This window comes from Stenotrophomonas sp. GD04145 (assembly GCF_029835135.1).
GTDB classification, from domain to species: domain Bacteria; phylum Pseudomonadota; class Gammaproteobacteria; order Xanthomonadales; family Xanthomonadaceae; genus Stenotrophomonas; species Stenotrophomonas maltophilia_P.
The window spans coordinates 1-13,917 of sequence record NZ_JAODZG010000014.1 but is presented as its reverse complement, the minus strand read 5'-3'; the positions used below and the strand labels follow the sequence as shown (position 1 = coordinate 13,917).

12 protein-coding genes are annotated in these 13,917 nt (G+C 67.6%); 5 read left to right on the top strand and 7 right to left on the bottom strand.

Annotated features, from left to right (window positions below; genetic code table 11):
- Positions 1-38 precede the first annotated feature (38 nt).
- Both N7367_RS09635 and yeiP read left to right on the top strand, forming a co-directional pair.
- Positions 39-809, top strand: coding sequence for an SDR family oxidoreductase (locus N7367_RS09635; protein ID WP_279942257.1), 771 nt, complete (start codon positions 39-41; stop codon positions 807-809).
- A gap of 48 nt (positions 810-857) precedes the next feature.
- Positions 858-1,424 (top strand): elongation factor P-like protein YeiP, encoded by a 567-nt coding sequence (gene yeiP / locus N7367_RS09630; protein WP_005409468.1) that lies wholly within the window; start codon positions 858-860, stop codon positions 1,422-1,424.
- A 53-nt stretch (positions 1,425-1,477) separates the two neighbouring features.
- On the opposite strand, the gene N7367_RS09625 is transcribed toward yeiP, so the two are convergent.
- The 4 genes from N7367_RS09625 to N7367_RS09610 all read right to left on the bottom strand — a co-directional run bounded on the left by N7367_RS09625 (position 1,478) and on the right by N7367_RS09610 (position 6,967).
- Entirely contained in the window at positions 1,478-2,176 is a 699-nt protein-coding gene (locus N7367_RS09625) for an MliC family protein (RefSeq protein WP_053519509.1), read from the bottom strand.
- Positions 2,177-2,259: 83 nt separating this feature from the next.
- On the bottom strand, positions 2,260-2,652 hold the full coding sequence (locus N7367_RS09620; RefSeq protein WP_279942256.1) for a nuclear transport factor 2 family protein: 393 nt from the start codon (positions 2,650-2,652) through the stop codon (positions 2,260-2,262).
- Positions 2,639-5,782 carry a multidrug efflux RND transporter permease subunit gene (locus N7367_RS09615; RefSeq protein ID WP_279942255.1) on the bottom strand — a complete coding sequence of 1,048 codons (3,144 nt, stop codon included), beginning with the start codon at positions 5,780-5,782 and terminating at the stop codon, positions 2,639-2,641. The genes N7367_RS09620 and N7367_RS09615 overlap by 14 nt, the downstream gene beginning before the upstream one ends.
- Positions 5,783-5,818: 36 nt before the next feature.
- Entirely contained in the window at positions 5,819-6,967 is a 1,149-nt protein-coding gene (locus tag N7367_RS09610) for an efflux RND transporter periplasmic adaptor subunit (RefSeq protein WP_111186469.1), read from the bottom strand.
- Between the two features lie 129 nt (positions 6,968-7,096).
- On the opposite strand from N7367_RS09610, the gene N7367_RS09605 reads away from it, so the two are divergent.
- Both N7367_RS09605 and N7367_RS09600 read left to right on the top strand, forming a co-directional pair.
- Complete coding sequence (locus N7367_RS09605; protein ID WP_180876004.1) at positions 7,097-7,813, top strand: response regulator; 717 nt, start codon at positions 7,097-7,099, stop codon at positions 7,811-7,813.
- Positions 7,813-8,880, top strand: a complete 1,068-nt coding sequence (locus tag N7367_RS09600) for an ATP-binding protein (protein ID WP_053519504.1) — start codon at positions 7,813-7,815, stop codon at positions 8,878-8,880. Before N7367_RS09605 ends, N7367_RS09600 begins: the two co-directional genes overlap by 1 nt.
- On the opposite strand, the gene N7367_RS09595 is transcribed toward N7367_RS09600, so the two are convergent.
- From N7367_RS09595 to N7367_RS09585, 3 genes are all read right to left on the bottom strand, one after another.
- Positions 8,858-10,612: a DUF4105 domain-containing protein gene (locus N7367_RS09595; RefSeq protein ID WP_279942286.1), complete on the bottom strand. Its 1,755-nt coding sequence runs from the start codon at positions 10,610-10,612 to the stop codon at positions 8,858-8,860. The genes N7367_RS09600 and N7367_RS09595 overlap by 23 nt on opposite strands.
- 145 nt (positions 10,613-10,757) lie before the next feature.
- Positions 10,758-11,057, bottom strand: a complete 300-nt coding sequence (locus tag N7367_RS09590; protein WP_053519503.1) for a DUF2388 domain-containing protein — start codon at positions 11,055-11,057, stop codon at positions 10,758-10,760.
- Positions 11,058-11,119: 62 nt separating this feature from the next.
- Positions 11,120-12,508 (bottom strand): FAD-binding oxidoreductase, encoded by a 1,389-nt coding sequence (locus tag N7367_RS09585; RefSeq protein ID WP_279942254.1) that lies wholly within the window; start codon positions 12,506-12,508, stop codon positions 11,120-11,122.
- A 171-nt stretch (positions 12,509-12,679) separates the two neighbouring features.
- Here N7367_RS09585 and serA point away from each other — a divergent pair.
- Positions 12,680-13,917, top strand: a 1,238-nt coding sequence (gene serA, locus N7367_RS09580; protein ID WP_279942253.1) for a phosphoglycerate dehydrogenase, incomplete at its 3' end; no start/stop codon positions are given.

Here is a 13,917-nt window from a genome sequence, read left to right as displayed (position 1 = left end):
GTTAGAATCGGCGGTTCTCGAACCTGCAGGACCGTGCAATGCAGCTGTCTTCCGTACGTGCCGTGATCACCGGCGGCGTTTCCGGCCTTGGCCTGGCCGTGGCCGAGCACCTCGTCGCCCAAGGCGGCAAGGTAGCCCTGTTCGACCTCAACGACGACAAGGGCAGCACCGCCGTCGCCGCGCTGGGTGCCAACAACGCCCGCTATTTCAACGTCAACGTCAGTGATGAAGCTGCCGTGGCGGCGGCCATCGACCAGGCCCACGATTTCCTCGGCGGGCTCAACGTGGCGATGAACTGCGCCGGCATCCTCGGCGCGGGCCGTGTGCTCGGCAAGGAAGGCCCGATGCCGCTGGCCGGCTTCCAGGGCACGGTGATGGTCAACCTGATCGGCAGCTTCAACGTGGCCAAGGCCGCCGCCAACCGCATGCAGCACAACGAGGCCGGCGCCGATGGCGAACGCGGTGTCATCATCAACACCGCCAGCATCGCCGCCTATGAGGGCCAGATCGGCCAGGCCGCGTACGCCGCCAGCAAGGGCGGTGTGGTGTCGATGACGCTGCCGATGGCCCGCGAGCTCTCGCGCTTCGGCATCCGCGTCAACACCATCGCCCCGGGCGTGTTCTGGACACCGATGGTCGATGGCATGCCCGAAGCCGTACAGCAGTCGCTTGCCGCCTCGATCCCGTTCCCGTCGCGGCTGGGCAAGCCGGAGGATTTCGCCAGCCTGGTCGGCTTCATCCTCGGCAACACCTACCTCAATGGCGAGACCATCCGCCTGGACGGCGCTACCCGCCTCGCTCCGAAGTGATTCCCCCGGGCGCCGGGACGGCGTCCACCCCCAACGACCCAGATCACCATGAAAGCCAACGACATCAAGAAGGGCAACGTCGTCGAGTACAACAACGGCGTCTACCAGATCCGCGACATCGAGCGCAGCTCCCCGCAGGGCCGGGGTGGCAACGTCCGCTTCCGCTTCATCATGTACAGCGTGCCGGGCGGCAACAAGCTCGATGCCAGCTTCGATGCCGACGACAATCTGGTCGAGGTCGAACTGCTGCGCCGCCAGTCCACCTATTCGTACAAGGATGGCGATGCGTTCGTCTTCCTCGATGACGAGGACTACACCCCCTACACCCTGGATGCGGACGTCATCGGCGACGACGCCGGCTACATCACCGATGGCCTGACCGGCATCTACGTGCAGGTGATCGACGAGCAGCCGGTGGCCATCCAGTTGCCGGCCTCGGTGGTGCTGGAAGTGATCGAGACCCCGCCGGAACTGAAGGGCGGCACCGCCACCAAGCGTCCCAAGCCGGCCAAGCTCAATACCGGTATCGAGATCATGGTGCCGGAGTACATCGTCAATGGCGAACGCGTGCTGGTGAACACCGCCACCGGCGAGTTCGCAGGCCGCGCGGACTGAACTGACCGCACGCGCCTGGCAGAGCCGAGCCCCGCTCGGCTCTGCCGACGCGCTTACGGCTGCCTGGCGCCGAAATTGCCACACCCATGGTACTGGCGCGTGCCGACGGTCAGCATCGCCTTCGCCTCGAATGGCTCGCCGCTCATGTCGTCCGTGCACGTCGTGCGCTGGAAGGTGAGCTTGATGTCGGTACCGTCCGCAGCCTTGCCACTCCACCCGTCCGCCCCCTGGTTGGGCGCGCCCACGTCGAAGTGCCGCTGGCCATAATCGACCTGCACCTGCAGGCCGGGCGTGTCACCGTCGACCACCGCGAGCCAGCCCGGTTCGTTGCCGGTCGCCCTGAACGCGGCAGCACCGGCACGGCCGTCGCCTTCCGTGGTCTCCACCGCGCGGCACTCGCGGTCCACTTCGCCCTTCAGGCTGAGCAGCCCGTCGTCGTGGCCCTTCGTCCAGAAACTGTTGCCCTGCCCGTCGCCGTACTTCGCCCCCGAAGCTGCACGCTCGGAGGTCATGGCGAACGTGCGATCCCCGATCACCACGGTGGCTGCGTCCTCGCCGTTGAACGTCGCACGCACGGCCAGATCGCCACACTGATAGGCCGTCTGGCTGGCGGTCGAGTTCGTGGACAGCGGCTGCGGCTCCGGCGGCGCAGGGTCAGCCGTGCCACCTGCTGCGGCCGGCGGCGTCGATGGCTGGCAGGCCGCCAGCACCAGGGCCAGCGAAGCCGTCGACAGACTGGAAACTACACGCATGACTCGACTCCTTGTCGACCGTACTGAAGATAACCACCCTATCATCCGGCGATGAGCCGGCGCTGAAACCGATGTGATCGCGTTCACGCCGCGAGCACCGTCATCGACAGCAGCTGCGCGCCCTCCCCGCCGGAACTACAGGCCCAGACCCGCAACAGACGCACCCGCAATGCCTGCTCCTGCCCGTGCCGGACGACCACCATCTGCACCGGGCTGGACAGCAGCGCCAGCCGACCGCACAGCAAGGTGTCCACCGCCTGCAGATGCAGCGCCCGCACCTGCAGGTGCCCGCCCAACCAGTCATCCAGCCAGGGCAGATCAAACAGACGCCCACCATCGCCATCCATCATGAACATCGCCGGCGACAACAGCAGCGACAGTGCCTGCCGATCACCATCGATCAGGGCCTGGCACAGGCGCCGTTCCAGCGCCTTCAGCTGTACGTCGTGCAGCGTTTGACCGTTATCCGTTCCCATCCACAGATCCTTCCGGCAGTGGCCGGCGCCTGCGCAGGCGCCGCGCGATCCGTTGCCGCACCCCCTGCACCACCACATAGAACACCGGCACGAAGAACACCGCGAGCACGGTCGCGCTGACCATGCCACCGAACACACCAGTACCGATTGCCTGCTGTGTTTCCTTCGAGGCACCCTGCGCCACCATCAGGGGCACCACGCCGAGCGCGAACGCCAGCGACGTCATCACGATGGGCCGCAGGCGCAGGCGCGCTGCCTCCACGGCCGCTTCCACCAGCCCGCGTCCCTGCTGCTGCAGCTGTCGCGCGAACTCGACGATCAGGATCGCGTTCTTCGCCGACAGGCCGATCACCGTGATCATGCCGACCTTGAAGAACACGTCGTTGGGCATGCCCCGCAGCAGCGCCGCCGCTACGGCTCCCAGCAGGCCCAGCGGCACCACCAGCATCACCGCCATTGGTATGGACCAGCTCTCGTACAGCGCCGCCAGGACCAGGAACACCACCAGCATCGACAGCAGCAGCAACCACGGGGCCTGCGCGCCGGACTCGCGCTCCTGCAGCGACTGACTGGTCCACTGCAGTGCGAAGCCCGCCGGCAGCTGCCGGGCCAGGCGCTCCATCTCGTCCATCGCCTGCCCGGTGGAAACGCCCGACGCGGGCGCGCCGGACAGATTCAATGCCGGGAAGCCGAGATAGCGCTGCAGCTGCAGGGGCGCTTCCGTCCACTGCGGATCGACCAGCTCCGACAGCGCCACCATGCCCCCTTCGCTGTTGCGGACATACAGCTTGAGCACGTCGCCCAGCTCCATCCGGTACGGCGCATCCGCCTGGACGATGACCTGCTGCAGCCGTCCCTTGTTCGGAAAGTCGTTGACGTATTGCGAGCCCATTGCCGCCGACAGCGTTCCGCTGATCTCGCTGAACGCCACGCCCATCGCCTCGGCCTTGGCGCGATCGATGTCAAGCCGGACGCTGGTACCTGCGGGCATTCCATCGGCATGCACATCGGACAGCAGTGTGCTGGCCTGGGCCAGCTGCAGCAGCTGCTGGAGGGCAGCGCGCAGCTCGGCCTGGGTCTGCCCGGTCCGCGCCTGCAGCGCCAGCGAGAAGCCTGACGAGCGGCCGAGGCTGTCGATGGCCGGCGGCATCACGCTCATGACTTCGCCCTCGACCAGCGTCGACATCGCCTTCCGTACCGCCTCCACCTCGCCGGCAGCCGTCGCACCGGCACGCTCCCCCCAATCCTTCAGCATCGTGTAGGCCAGTGCAGCACTCGGCCCCGAGCCGGAGAAGCTGTACCCGAGGATCGACTGGTTGGATGCAACGCCGGGGCGCGAGGCCACGTGATGTTCGTACGCTTCAACGACGGCAAGCGTGCGCTCGGTGGTCGCCTCGGCCGGCAGCTGGATCGAGGTCATGAAGTACCCCTGGTCCTCCTCCGGCAGGAATGCCCCGGGCAACCCGTTCAGGCCCAGCAGAAGCGCTGCCACCAGTGCGACGAACACCCCCATCATGCGCCCGCTTCGCTGCAGCACAGCGGCCACGCCACGCTGGTAGCGGCCGGTCATCCGCTCGAAGCCGCGGTTGAAGGCGCCGAACAGGCCACTGCGGCCATGATGCCCGCGTGTACTTCCGCGCAGCAGCGTGGCGCACAGTGCAGGCGTGAGGCTGAGCGCCAGCAGTGCGGAGAACAGGATCGATACCGACATCGCGACGGTGAACTGACGGTAGATCGCGCCTACCGAACCACTGGCGAACGCCATCGGAATGAACACCGCGGTCAGTACCAGGGTGATGCCGATCACCGCGCCGGTCAGTTCGCGCATTGCCTTGATCGTCGCCTCGCGGGGTGGCAACCCCTCCTCGGCCATGATCCGTTCCACGCCTTCGACCACCACGATCGCATCATCGACGATGATGCCGATCGCCAGCACCATGCCGAACATGGTGAGGACGTTGATCGAGAACCCCAGCGCCAGCATCGCCGCGAACGTACCCAGCAGCGCAATCGGCGCGACCATGGCAGGTATCAGCGTATAGCGCCAGTTCTGCAGGAACAGGTACATCACCGCGAACACCAGCAGCATGGCCTCCAGCAGTGTCTGCACTACTTTGCGGATCGAGATGCTGACGAAGGGTGCGGTATCAAACGGAATGCTCGCCTCGACACCACGCGGCAGCAGCGGCGCCAGCTCGGCCATCCTTTCGCGCACCGCTGCCGCAGTGCGTACGGCGTTCGCTCCGGGCCGCAGCTGGACGCCCGCCGCCGTCGCAGGCTGACCATCCTCTCGGGTACCCCAGGCGTAGCTCTGCGCCCCCAGTTCGACCCGGGCGACGTCACCCAGCAGTACCCGCGAGCCATCCGCCCGCGCACGCAGCACGATCGAAGCGAACTGCGCGGGCGTGGACAGCTGGCCATCGGCGGTCAGCGGCACGGTCAGGCGCTGGCCGGGCAGACCGGGGGAGTCGCCGATGCGACCCGGTGCGATCTCCAGGTTCTGCTGCTCGATGGCGCTGGCAACGTCACCGATGGTCAGGCCGTACCCGGTCAGCCGCGTGGGATCGAGCCAGACGCGCATCGCCTGCTCCGCGCCGAACAGCTGCACGCGACCGACACCGTCGATGCGGCGCAGTTCCTCGATGATGTTGCGCGCCATGAAGTCACCCAGCGCGGCCTCGCTGACGCTGGCATCCGGCGAACGCAGGCCGACCAGCATCAGGAAACCGGAATCGGCCGCCTCCACGTACAGCCCGTTCTGGCGCACGCTGTGCGGCAACCGCGGCTCGATCGCCTTGATCCGGTTCTGCACATCGACCTGGGCCAGTTCGGGGTTGGTTCCCGGCTGGAAGGTCGCCGTGATCGACGCCTCCCCGGAGGTATCCACCGACGACTCGAAGTACAGCAGGTGCTTGACGCTGGACAGTTCGCGCTCGATCAGCGCGACCACCGCATCGTTCAATGTCTGCGGGCTTGCGCCTGGATAGCTCGCATAGATGCTGACACTGGGCGGAGCGACTGCCGGGTAGCGCTCCACGGCCAAGCGCGGAATCGCCAGGACACCGGCAAGGATGATGAAGATCGCCAGCACCCAGGCGAACACCGGGCGATCGATGAAGAAACGTGCCATGTTGGATTTTCCTGGATCGGCCGGGTCCTGGCGGACTCAGCCCTGACGACCTGACGGTGCAGCCCCGGCAATGGCGACGGGCCGTGACCAGTCGTGCATCTGGACCACCACGCCCTCCTGCAGGCGCTCCTGGCCTTCGACGACCACCTTCTCGCCCGCCTTCAGGCCATTCCGGACCAGCCACTGCCGATCCACGCTGCCATCGATCTCCAGCGTGCGGATCACCGCCTTGCCGTCACTGCCGACCACCCAGGCGTAGGCCTGACCACCGGCACTGCGCAGTACGGCCTGCTGCGGCAGAACCAGCGCACTGGACGGAGCACCGCGCGGCACTCTTGCCCGTACGTACATTCCGGGCAGCAGCTGGCGCTGCGGGTTGTTCACCAGGATGCGCAGCATCACGTCGCCCGTACGCGCATCGACGCTGATGCCGGAGAACAGCAGCTCGCCACGTTCCGACAAAGGCCGGCCCGCCGGGCCGATGATCGCCACCGACGACTGTCCACCGCTCGCGGCGCTGCGCTGCAGCGACTCCAGCTGGGACGCAGGCTGGCGAACATCCACGTAGACCTGGTCGATCTGCTGCACCACCGCCATCGGCTCGGCATCGGCCACGCCGACCAGCGCTCCCTCGGTCACCCATGCCTGATCGATGCGTCCGCTGATCGGCGCGCTGACCGTCGCATAGCGCAGGTCCAGCTGGCGGCGGGCAAGAATCGCCCGGGCTTCATTCACCGCGGCGCGCGCCTGCTCGTACTCGGCGCTGGCGTCGTCGCGATGCTGCTGGCTGACGGCCTGCGCCGCCGCCAGGGCGTGCAGCCGCTGCGACTGCACACGGCTGCGGGCAAGCGCCGCCTCGCTGCGCTGCAGGGCCGCCAGCGCCGAATCGACGTCCGCACGGAAGGCCGCCGGATCGATCTGGAACAACGCCTGCCCGGCGGTGACTTCGGCCCCCTGCTCGAACAGGCGACGCTGCACGATGCCGCCGACCTGCGCACGGATCTGTGCGGTACGCACGGCCGTCACGCGGCCCGGCAGCTCATCGTCGCGCTGCACGACCTGTGGGCCGACGGTGACCACACTCACGCGCGGTGCGGGTTCGGGGCTGGCTTCGGGCGAGGAACAGGCCGTCATGGCCAAGGCGAGGACCGCGATCAACGCGGCCGGGGTCCTGAAGGTTCTCATTGCTGTGCACAATGCCGCGGGCGCGGCGGATAGGTCATGAAGCGCGCAGTCTGCGCGGCGATGATGGGGTTTCGATGGAGGAAGTGTGGAGATACGATGGAGGCAAGCACCTTATGGCCTGATCCACGCATGCACGCCTCCACCGCCCTCGCCGCCCTGGTCCTGATCGTGGAGGACGAGGCCGAGATCGCCGACATCCTCACTGCCTATCTTGAACGTGAGGGCCTGCGCACCCTGCGCGCCGGCGACGGCCACAGTGCACTGGACCTGCACCGCAACATGCGTCCGGACCTGGTCCTGCTGGATGTACAACTGCCGCGGCTGGACGGATGGAGCGTGCTGAGCCAGCTGCGCCAGCGCGGGGAAACGCCGGTGATCATGCTGACCGCGCTCGACCAGGACCTGGACAAGCTGACCGCGCTGCGCATGGGTGCCGACGACTACGTGGTCAAGCCGTTCAACCCGGCCGAGGTGGCTGCGCGCGTGCGCGCGGTGCTGCGGCGGACGCTCAGATCCTCACGCGTGGATGCACCGGCGGCACTGCGCATCGGGCAGCTGCTGATCGATCCGGCAACCCATGCCGTGCATGTGGAAGGCGATGGCTACAGCCATGAAGTCCTGCTGACGCTGACCGAGTTCAAGCTGCTGCACTGCATGGCCCTGGCACCGACCCGCATCTTCAGCCGCAGCGAACTGATGCATGAATGCCTGCCTGAGAGTGAAGCGCTGGAGCGCACGGTCGACAGCCATGTCAGCAAGCTGCGCCGCAAGCTGGACGACGTGGGCATGGTCAACATCCCGGCCAGCGTGCGCGGCGTCGGTTACCGCCTGATGGCCGACCGCTGATGCGCCGGTCCGGGCTCAGCCGGCACATCGTCGTCTCGATGTCGCTGATGGTGATCGGCGTCATCGTGATGATGATCCTCTCGTCCTGGCTGCTGTATGCGGTGCTGGTCGAGTTTTCGCCGGCCAGTACGGTCGAGCCGGAAAGCTGGCTGCCCACCGGACCCGAACTGGCCTGGATGGTCGGTGTCATCCTGACCGGGCTGGCCCTTGCGATCGCCGCATCGTTCCGCCTCGCCCACCGTATCCTGTCCCCGTTGAATTCGCTGGTCGACAGCGTGCGCGCGCTGGCCAGCGGCGACCTGGGCGCACGCGCCAGCGCCGACGGCAACTCTCCCGGCGAGGTCGCCGCGCTGGTCGACGACTTCAACGCGATGGCGCGCCGCCTGCAGCACATGGAAAGCGAACGGATGATGTGGCACGCCGCCATCGCCCACGAACTGCGCACGCCGGTCACCATCCTGCGTGGTCGCCTGCAGGGCCTGGCCGAAGGCGTGTTCCACCCCGACGAATCGCAGTTCCGCAGCCTGCTGGCGCAGGTGGAAGGGCTGTCGCGGCTGATCGAGGATCTGCGCGTGCTGAGCCTGGCGGACAACGCCCGGCTGGACGTGCGCCGCGCCCGCACCGATGTGGTGGCCGAGGTGCACTCGGTGATGACCCTGGTCGATCCCCAGTTCCGCGCGGCCGGCTTCGTGCTGGAACTGGAGACCAGCCGCGAGGAGCACAACGCCCACTGCGATCCGACCCGCCTGCGGCAGGCGCTTCTTGCGTTGCTGGAGAACGCACGGCGCTACGCCAGCCCGGGACGGGTGCGGATTGCCGTGCATGACACCCCGGGACACGTGCAGGTTGCCATCGAGGATGAGGGCCCCGGCATCGATCCGGCACTGCACGCGGACATCTTCAGCCCCTTCATGCGCGCCGACGGTTCACGTTCGCGCCAGGGTGGTGGCAGCGGCCTGGGCCTGGCCGTGGTCAAGGCCATCGCCGATGCACATGGCGGAAAGGTCTACTGCGCGCCCGGTGGCAGCGGCGGCAGCCGCTTCGTCATCGAACTGCCGCGTCAGTAGGCGTCGCCTGCCGTCGCAGACGCTCACCCAGCACCGCCAGGTTCGCGTCGATGTCATCGAGTTCCCCCCGCTGCGACGCCGGCAGCTGCTGCCGCAGCTGCATGCGCAGGGTCCGCCATGCCGGCACCGCCTGGGCGCTGGCCAGCGCAACGCGGTCGGCCAGCAGTACCTGCTCCTCAGGCAGCGGCAAGCCATAGCCGCCGTCCGCCAGCAGCTCCCCGGGACGCAGCCACTGCCCGCTCAGGTCCAGCAGTTCACGCAGACTGCGTGCCTCAGCGCTCTCCGGCGCCGCCAGCAGACGGCGCTTCAGCACATCACGCGCGCGCAGCTCCGCGCGTCGCTGCGCGGCCTGTTCCAGCAGCAGCAGGCCAGCACTTGCGCGCAGATCACCCTGCAGCAGCCAGGGGCCGCGCTCGCGCGCGGGCAGATTCAGCCATGCGCGCACGTCGCGCGCCGGCAAGGCGAGCTGGGTGGTAGCCACGGAAAAAAGCTGCTGGTAATGATCACGCGCGGAGGCGAAGTAATACCCCTGGGCCTGCGCACCCGCCCGATCCGCCAGCACCTGGTCGTCCAGAACATGCAGCCGTGCCAGCCGACGCCGCAGTCCCCGCGGGGTGAGCTGGGCGAGCCCGGCCTGGCCGAGCCGGGGCACGCCGGCCTGCAGCAGTTTCGCAGTCTCCACCGCGCAGTTGTTGCTGACGAAGTAGTAGCGTCCGTCATAGGTCCAATGCACCTGCGCGGTGCGTTCCAGCAGGCTGGCGATTTCTTCGCGCTGCAGGCGCAGGGGCAGCGACTGCAGGCCACGCAGCTCGACCTTGGTGTATTCATCCACCACCTGCTGCAGCGGCAGCACGAACAGGCGCGACGGATAGTCGCCGGTCAGGCCACGCCAGTTGGAAATCTGCACATCACCCACGAACGCGCGGAAGGACAGTACGCGGTGATGTTCGAGATCCAGTCGGCACGCCGGTCCCGGCGTCCGGCCCGGCCGGCAGATGACCAGCCGCAGCATGCTGTGGCCCCAGCGGCTCATCGGCTGCCGGCTGCCTTCAGCGAACAGGTAGTCCACCGCATAGACGCGCGCGGGATCCAGCTGCAGCAACGAGGCTGCCCCCTCCTCCGCTTCGGCCTGCAGCAATGGGAGGGTTGCCTCACAGTGCGGGCGTGGCAGCGATGGCGGCGTGCCGAAATGCGCCCGGTACCACTGCGCCAGGGCTGGACGGCGGCAGGCGAACGCACCATCGAGCACGAAATGCTCAGCATTCACTGCCAGGTACTCGGCCGCATCCGTCAGCTCGTAGGGATCCGGGCTGCGGTCACGGAAATCATTGTCACCGCGGCCCAGATGCCACGGCCTGCGCTGCCAGCCGGACAGATCGCGCCAGCGCGCGCTGCGCGACCAGCCTGCACCGTTGCGGTCGGCAACGTGGGCCAGTTCGTGCACCAGCGCGCTGCGTCGCGCGCGGCGGGCGCCGGGCACCTCCTCATCCAGCAGGTCGCGACGCAGCGACACGCGTCCGCCAAAGGCCCGACCGTGCACATCGGCCGGCAGGGCCTCACTCCAGCGCACCTGCACCTGCGGCGGCAACGCGCGCAGCAGCCCCTCGGGCAGCAGCGACTGCACGTCGGCCAGGGTCTGCCGGGCCAGCCGTTGTTGTGTTGGGTCCAGGCCTGCGGGGTCCAGCTGCAGGCGGTCGGTCGCATGCGCCACCGGTATCGCCAGCCACGCCAATGCGATACCCCATCCTGCATGCAGGGCACGCTTGGACAGCGCCGGGTCGCGCCCGGCATCTGCTGCTGCCCGCGTACGCAAGACGTTCAGCCGTGCATCGGCCGGCGCCACGGCAAGCGAAACCGCGCGCGGCATGCGGCCCGGATCAACGCGCCAGCAGGGCGCGCGCCAGTTCCAGATCGCTCTGCTGCTGCGCGGCAGCGTCCTGCTCGCGCAGATGGACCAGCGCGGCCTGCAGGCGCGCGCCACGGATCTGGCCGTCGCTGGCGACAAAGGCCGCGGCATCATCGCGCGCAGCGCGCACGACCTTGTCGTCACCCGAGCTGCTGCCCGACGAGCCGGACGATGCACCGGTTGCCGAACCGGCCGAGGTGCCGGCGAAGCTGGAAGCGAAGCCGGCCAGCGGCAGGGACAGCAGGGCAATCAGCAGGAACGGTCGGATCATCGGTCGCAGGCCGGTTGAAGGAATGGGTGGAGCGTAACGGGTGCGTGAAGGGTTTGCCCAGATCAGGCGTCGAACAGCTTGCCCGGGTTCAGCCGCCCTTCGGGATCGAACGCACGCTTGACCGCCTTCATCAACGCGATTTCCGCCGGTCCGCGCGTGCTGTCCAGGTAACCCTTCTTGACCAGGCCGATCCCATGTTCGGCCGAAATGCTGCCATCGAAACGCGCCAGCACCTGCGCCAGCAGCTTGGTCACCTGCTCGCACTGGGCAAGGAACTCGGCGTCGCTGGTGTCGTCCGGCTTCAGCACGTTGATGTGCAGGTTGCCGTCGCCGATATGGCCGAACCAGACCACATCGAAGTGTGGATAAGCCTGGCCGATCAGCGCCTGGGTCTCGGCCAGGAATGCCGGCATCGCCGAGATACGCACCGAGACGTCATTCTTGTAGGGCTTGTAGCGCGCCAGTGATTCGGTGATGCCCTCCCGCAGGCGCCACAGCTGGGCCGCCTGTGCGTCGCTGGCGCTGATCACGCCGTCGCTGACCCAGCCGTTGCCCATGCAGTCCTCGAAGGCCGCCATGGCCGCGGCTTCCTGTGCCTCGTCATTGGCAGCGAACTCGGTCACGACATAGTACGGATGCATTTCGTCGAACGGCGCCTGCGCACCATGTGCCAGCACGTGTTCCAGCGCCCGGTCGGTGAAGAACTCGAACGCCTGCAGCTGCAGGCGCGCACGGAAGGCGGCGAATACCTGCATCAGCACCTCGAAGCTGGGCAACGCCAGCAGCATCACGTTGCTGGCCGGCGGGGGATCGGTCAGCTTCACCGTCGCCTCGACAATCACGCCCAGCGTGCCTTCCGAACCGATCAGCAGCTGGCGGAAGTCGTAGCCGCTGGAGTTCTTGATCAGGCCCTTGTTCAATTCCAGCAGTTCGCCGCTGGCAGTGACCACCTTCAATCCGGCGATCCATTCACGGGTGTTGCCGTACCGGATCACGCGGATGCCGCCGGCATTGGTGGCGATGTTGCCGCCGATCGAACACGATCCGCGCGCGGCGAAGTCGACCGGATAGATCAATCCATGCTCCAGCGCGGCGTTGTGCAGCGCTTCGAGCGGCATGCCGGCCTGTACCACCAGGGTCCGGTCTACCGCGTCGTAGGCCAGGGCCTTGTTCATCCGTTCCAGGCTCAGCACCAGTTCGCCGTGGGCGGCTACCGCGCCGCCGGACAGCCCGGTACGGCCGCCGGAGGGCACGACCGCAACCGCTTCGGCCGCGCTCCAGAGCATCACCGCCTGCACCTCCTCGACCGTGGCCGGCAGCGCGATCGCCAGCGGCGCCGGCGTCCAGCGCCGGGTCCAGTCGCGACCGTAATGCTCCAGGTCGGATGGGTCGGTCTTCAGCTTCAGGCCGGGACAGGCCTGCAGCAGCGAGGCAATGCGGGAATCGGTCATGTCGGTCCAGCGCGGTGCGTGACGAACGGGCAAGCGTGCCAGTGGCACGCGCCAGCGTCCAGCCCCGCAGTGCCGCACAGATAGCTACGGATGCAACCAATTGCGCACTGCACCATGGGCGGTCCGATCTGGCATAGTGGTCAGCCCCTGTCCCACTGGCCGTGTTGCCCCATGTCGCCGAAGAAGACCTCGTTCCCGAAGCAGGATATCCGCGTGCTGTTGCTGGAGGGGGTCAGCCAGACCGCCGTGGAGATATTCAGCGCCGCCGGCTACAGCCAGATCGAGGCGCACACCAAGGCGCTGCCCGAGGACGAACTGAAGGCGCGCATCGCCGAGGCGCATATCGTCGGCATTCGTTCGCGCACCCAGCTCAGCGCCGAGGTGCTGGCCGAGGCCAAGCGCCTGATCGCGGTGGGCTGCTTCTGCATCGGCACCAACCAGGTCGATCTGGACGCGGCCGAGCTGGCCGGCATCCCGGTGTTCAACGCGCCCTATTCCAACACCCGCAGCGTGGCCGAACTGGTGATCGCCGAGGCGATCATGCTGACCCGCGGCATCCCGCAGAAGAACGCTGAATGCCACCGCGGCGGCTGGTCGAAGTCCGCCAGCGGCAGCCATGAGGTACGGGGCAAGACGCTGGGCATCATCGGCTACGGCCACATCGGCACCCAGGTCGGCGTGCTGGCCGAATCGCTGGGCATGCAGGTGATCTTCCACGACGTAGAAACCAAGCTGGCGCTGGGCAATGCGCGTGCCGCGGCCAGCCTGGACGACCTGCTGGCACGTGCCGACATCGTTACCCTGCACGTGCCGGAGACCCCGGCCACGCAGTGGATGATCGGCAGCACCGAGCTGGCGAAGATGCGCAAGGGCGCGCACCTGATCAACGCGGCGCGCGGCACCGTGGTCGACATCGATGCGCTGGACGCAGCGCTGGCCAGCGGCCATGTCGGTGGGGCTGCACTGGATGTGTTCCCGGTGGAGCCGAAGGGCAACGGCGACATCTTCGAATCACCGCTGACCCGCCACGACAACGTGATCCTGACCCCGCATGTCGGCGGCAGCACGCTGGAAGCGCAGGACAACATCGGCGTGGAAGTCGCCGCCAAGCTGGTGCGCTACAGCGACAACGGCAGCACCCTGTCGGCGGTCAACTTCCCGGAAGTGACCCTGCCCGAACACGAAGACAGCCTGCGCCTGCTGCACATCCACCAGAACGTGCCGGGCGTGCTGTCCAAGGTCAACGAGATCTTCTCGCGCCACAACGTCAACATCGACGGCCAGTTCCTGCGCACGGACCCGAAGGTGGGTTACGTGGTGATCGACATCACCGCCAGCGAGGAGCAGGCCGCCGCGGTGCGCGAAGAACTGGCGGCCATTCCGGGCACGTTGCGCACCCGCATCCTGTA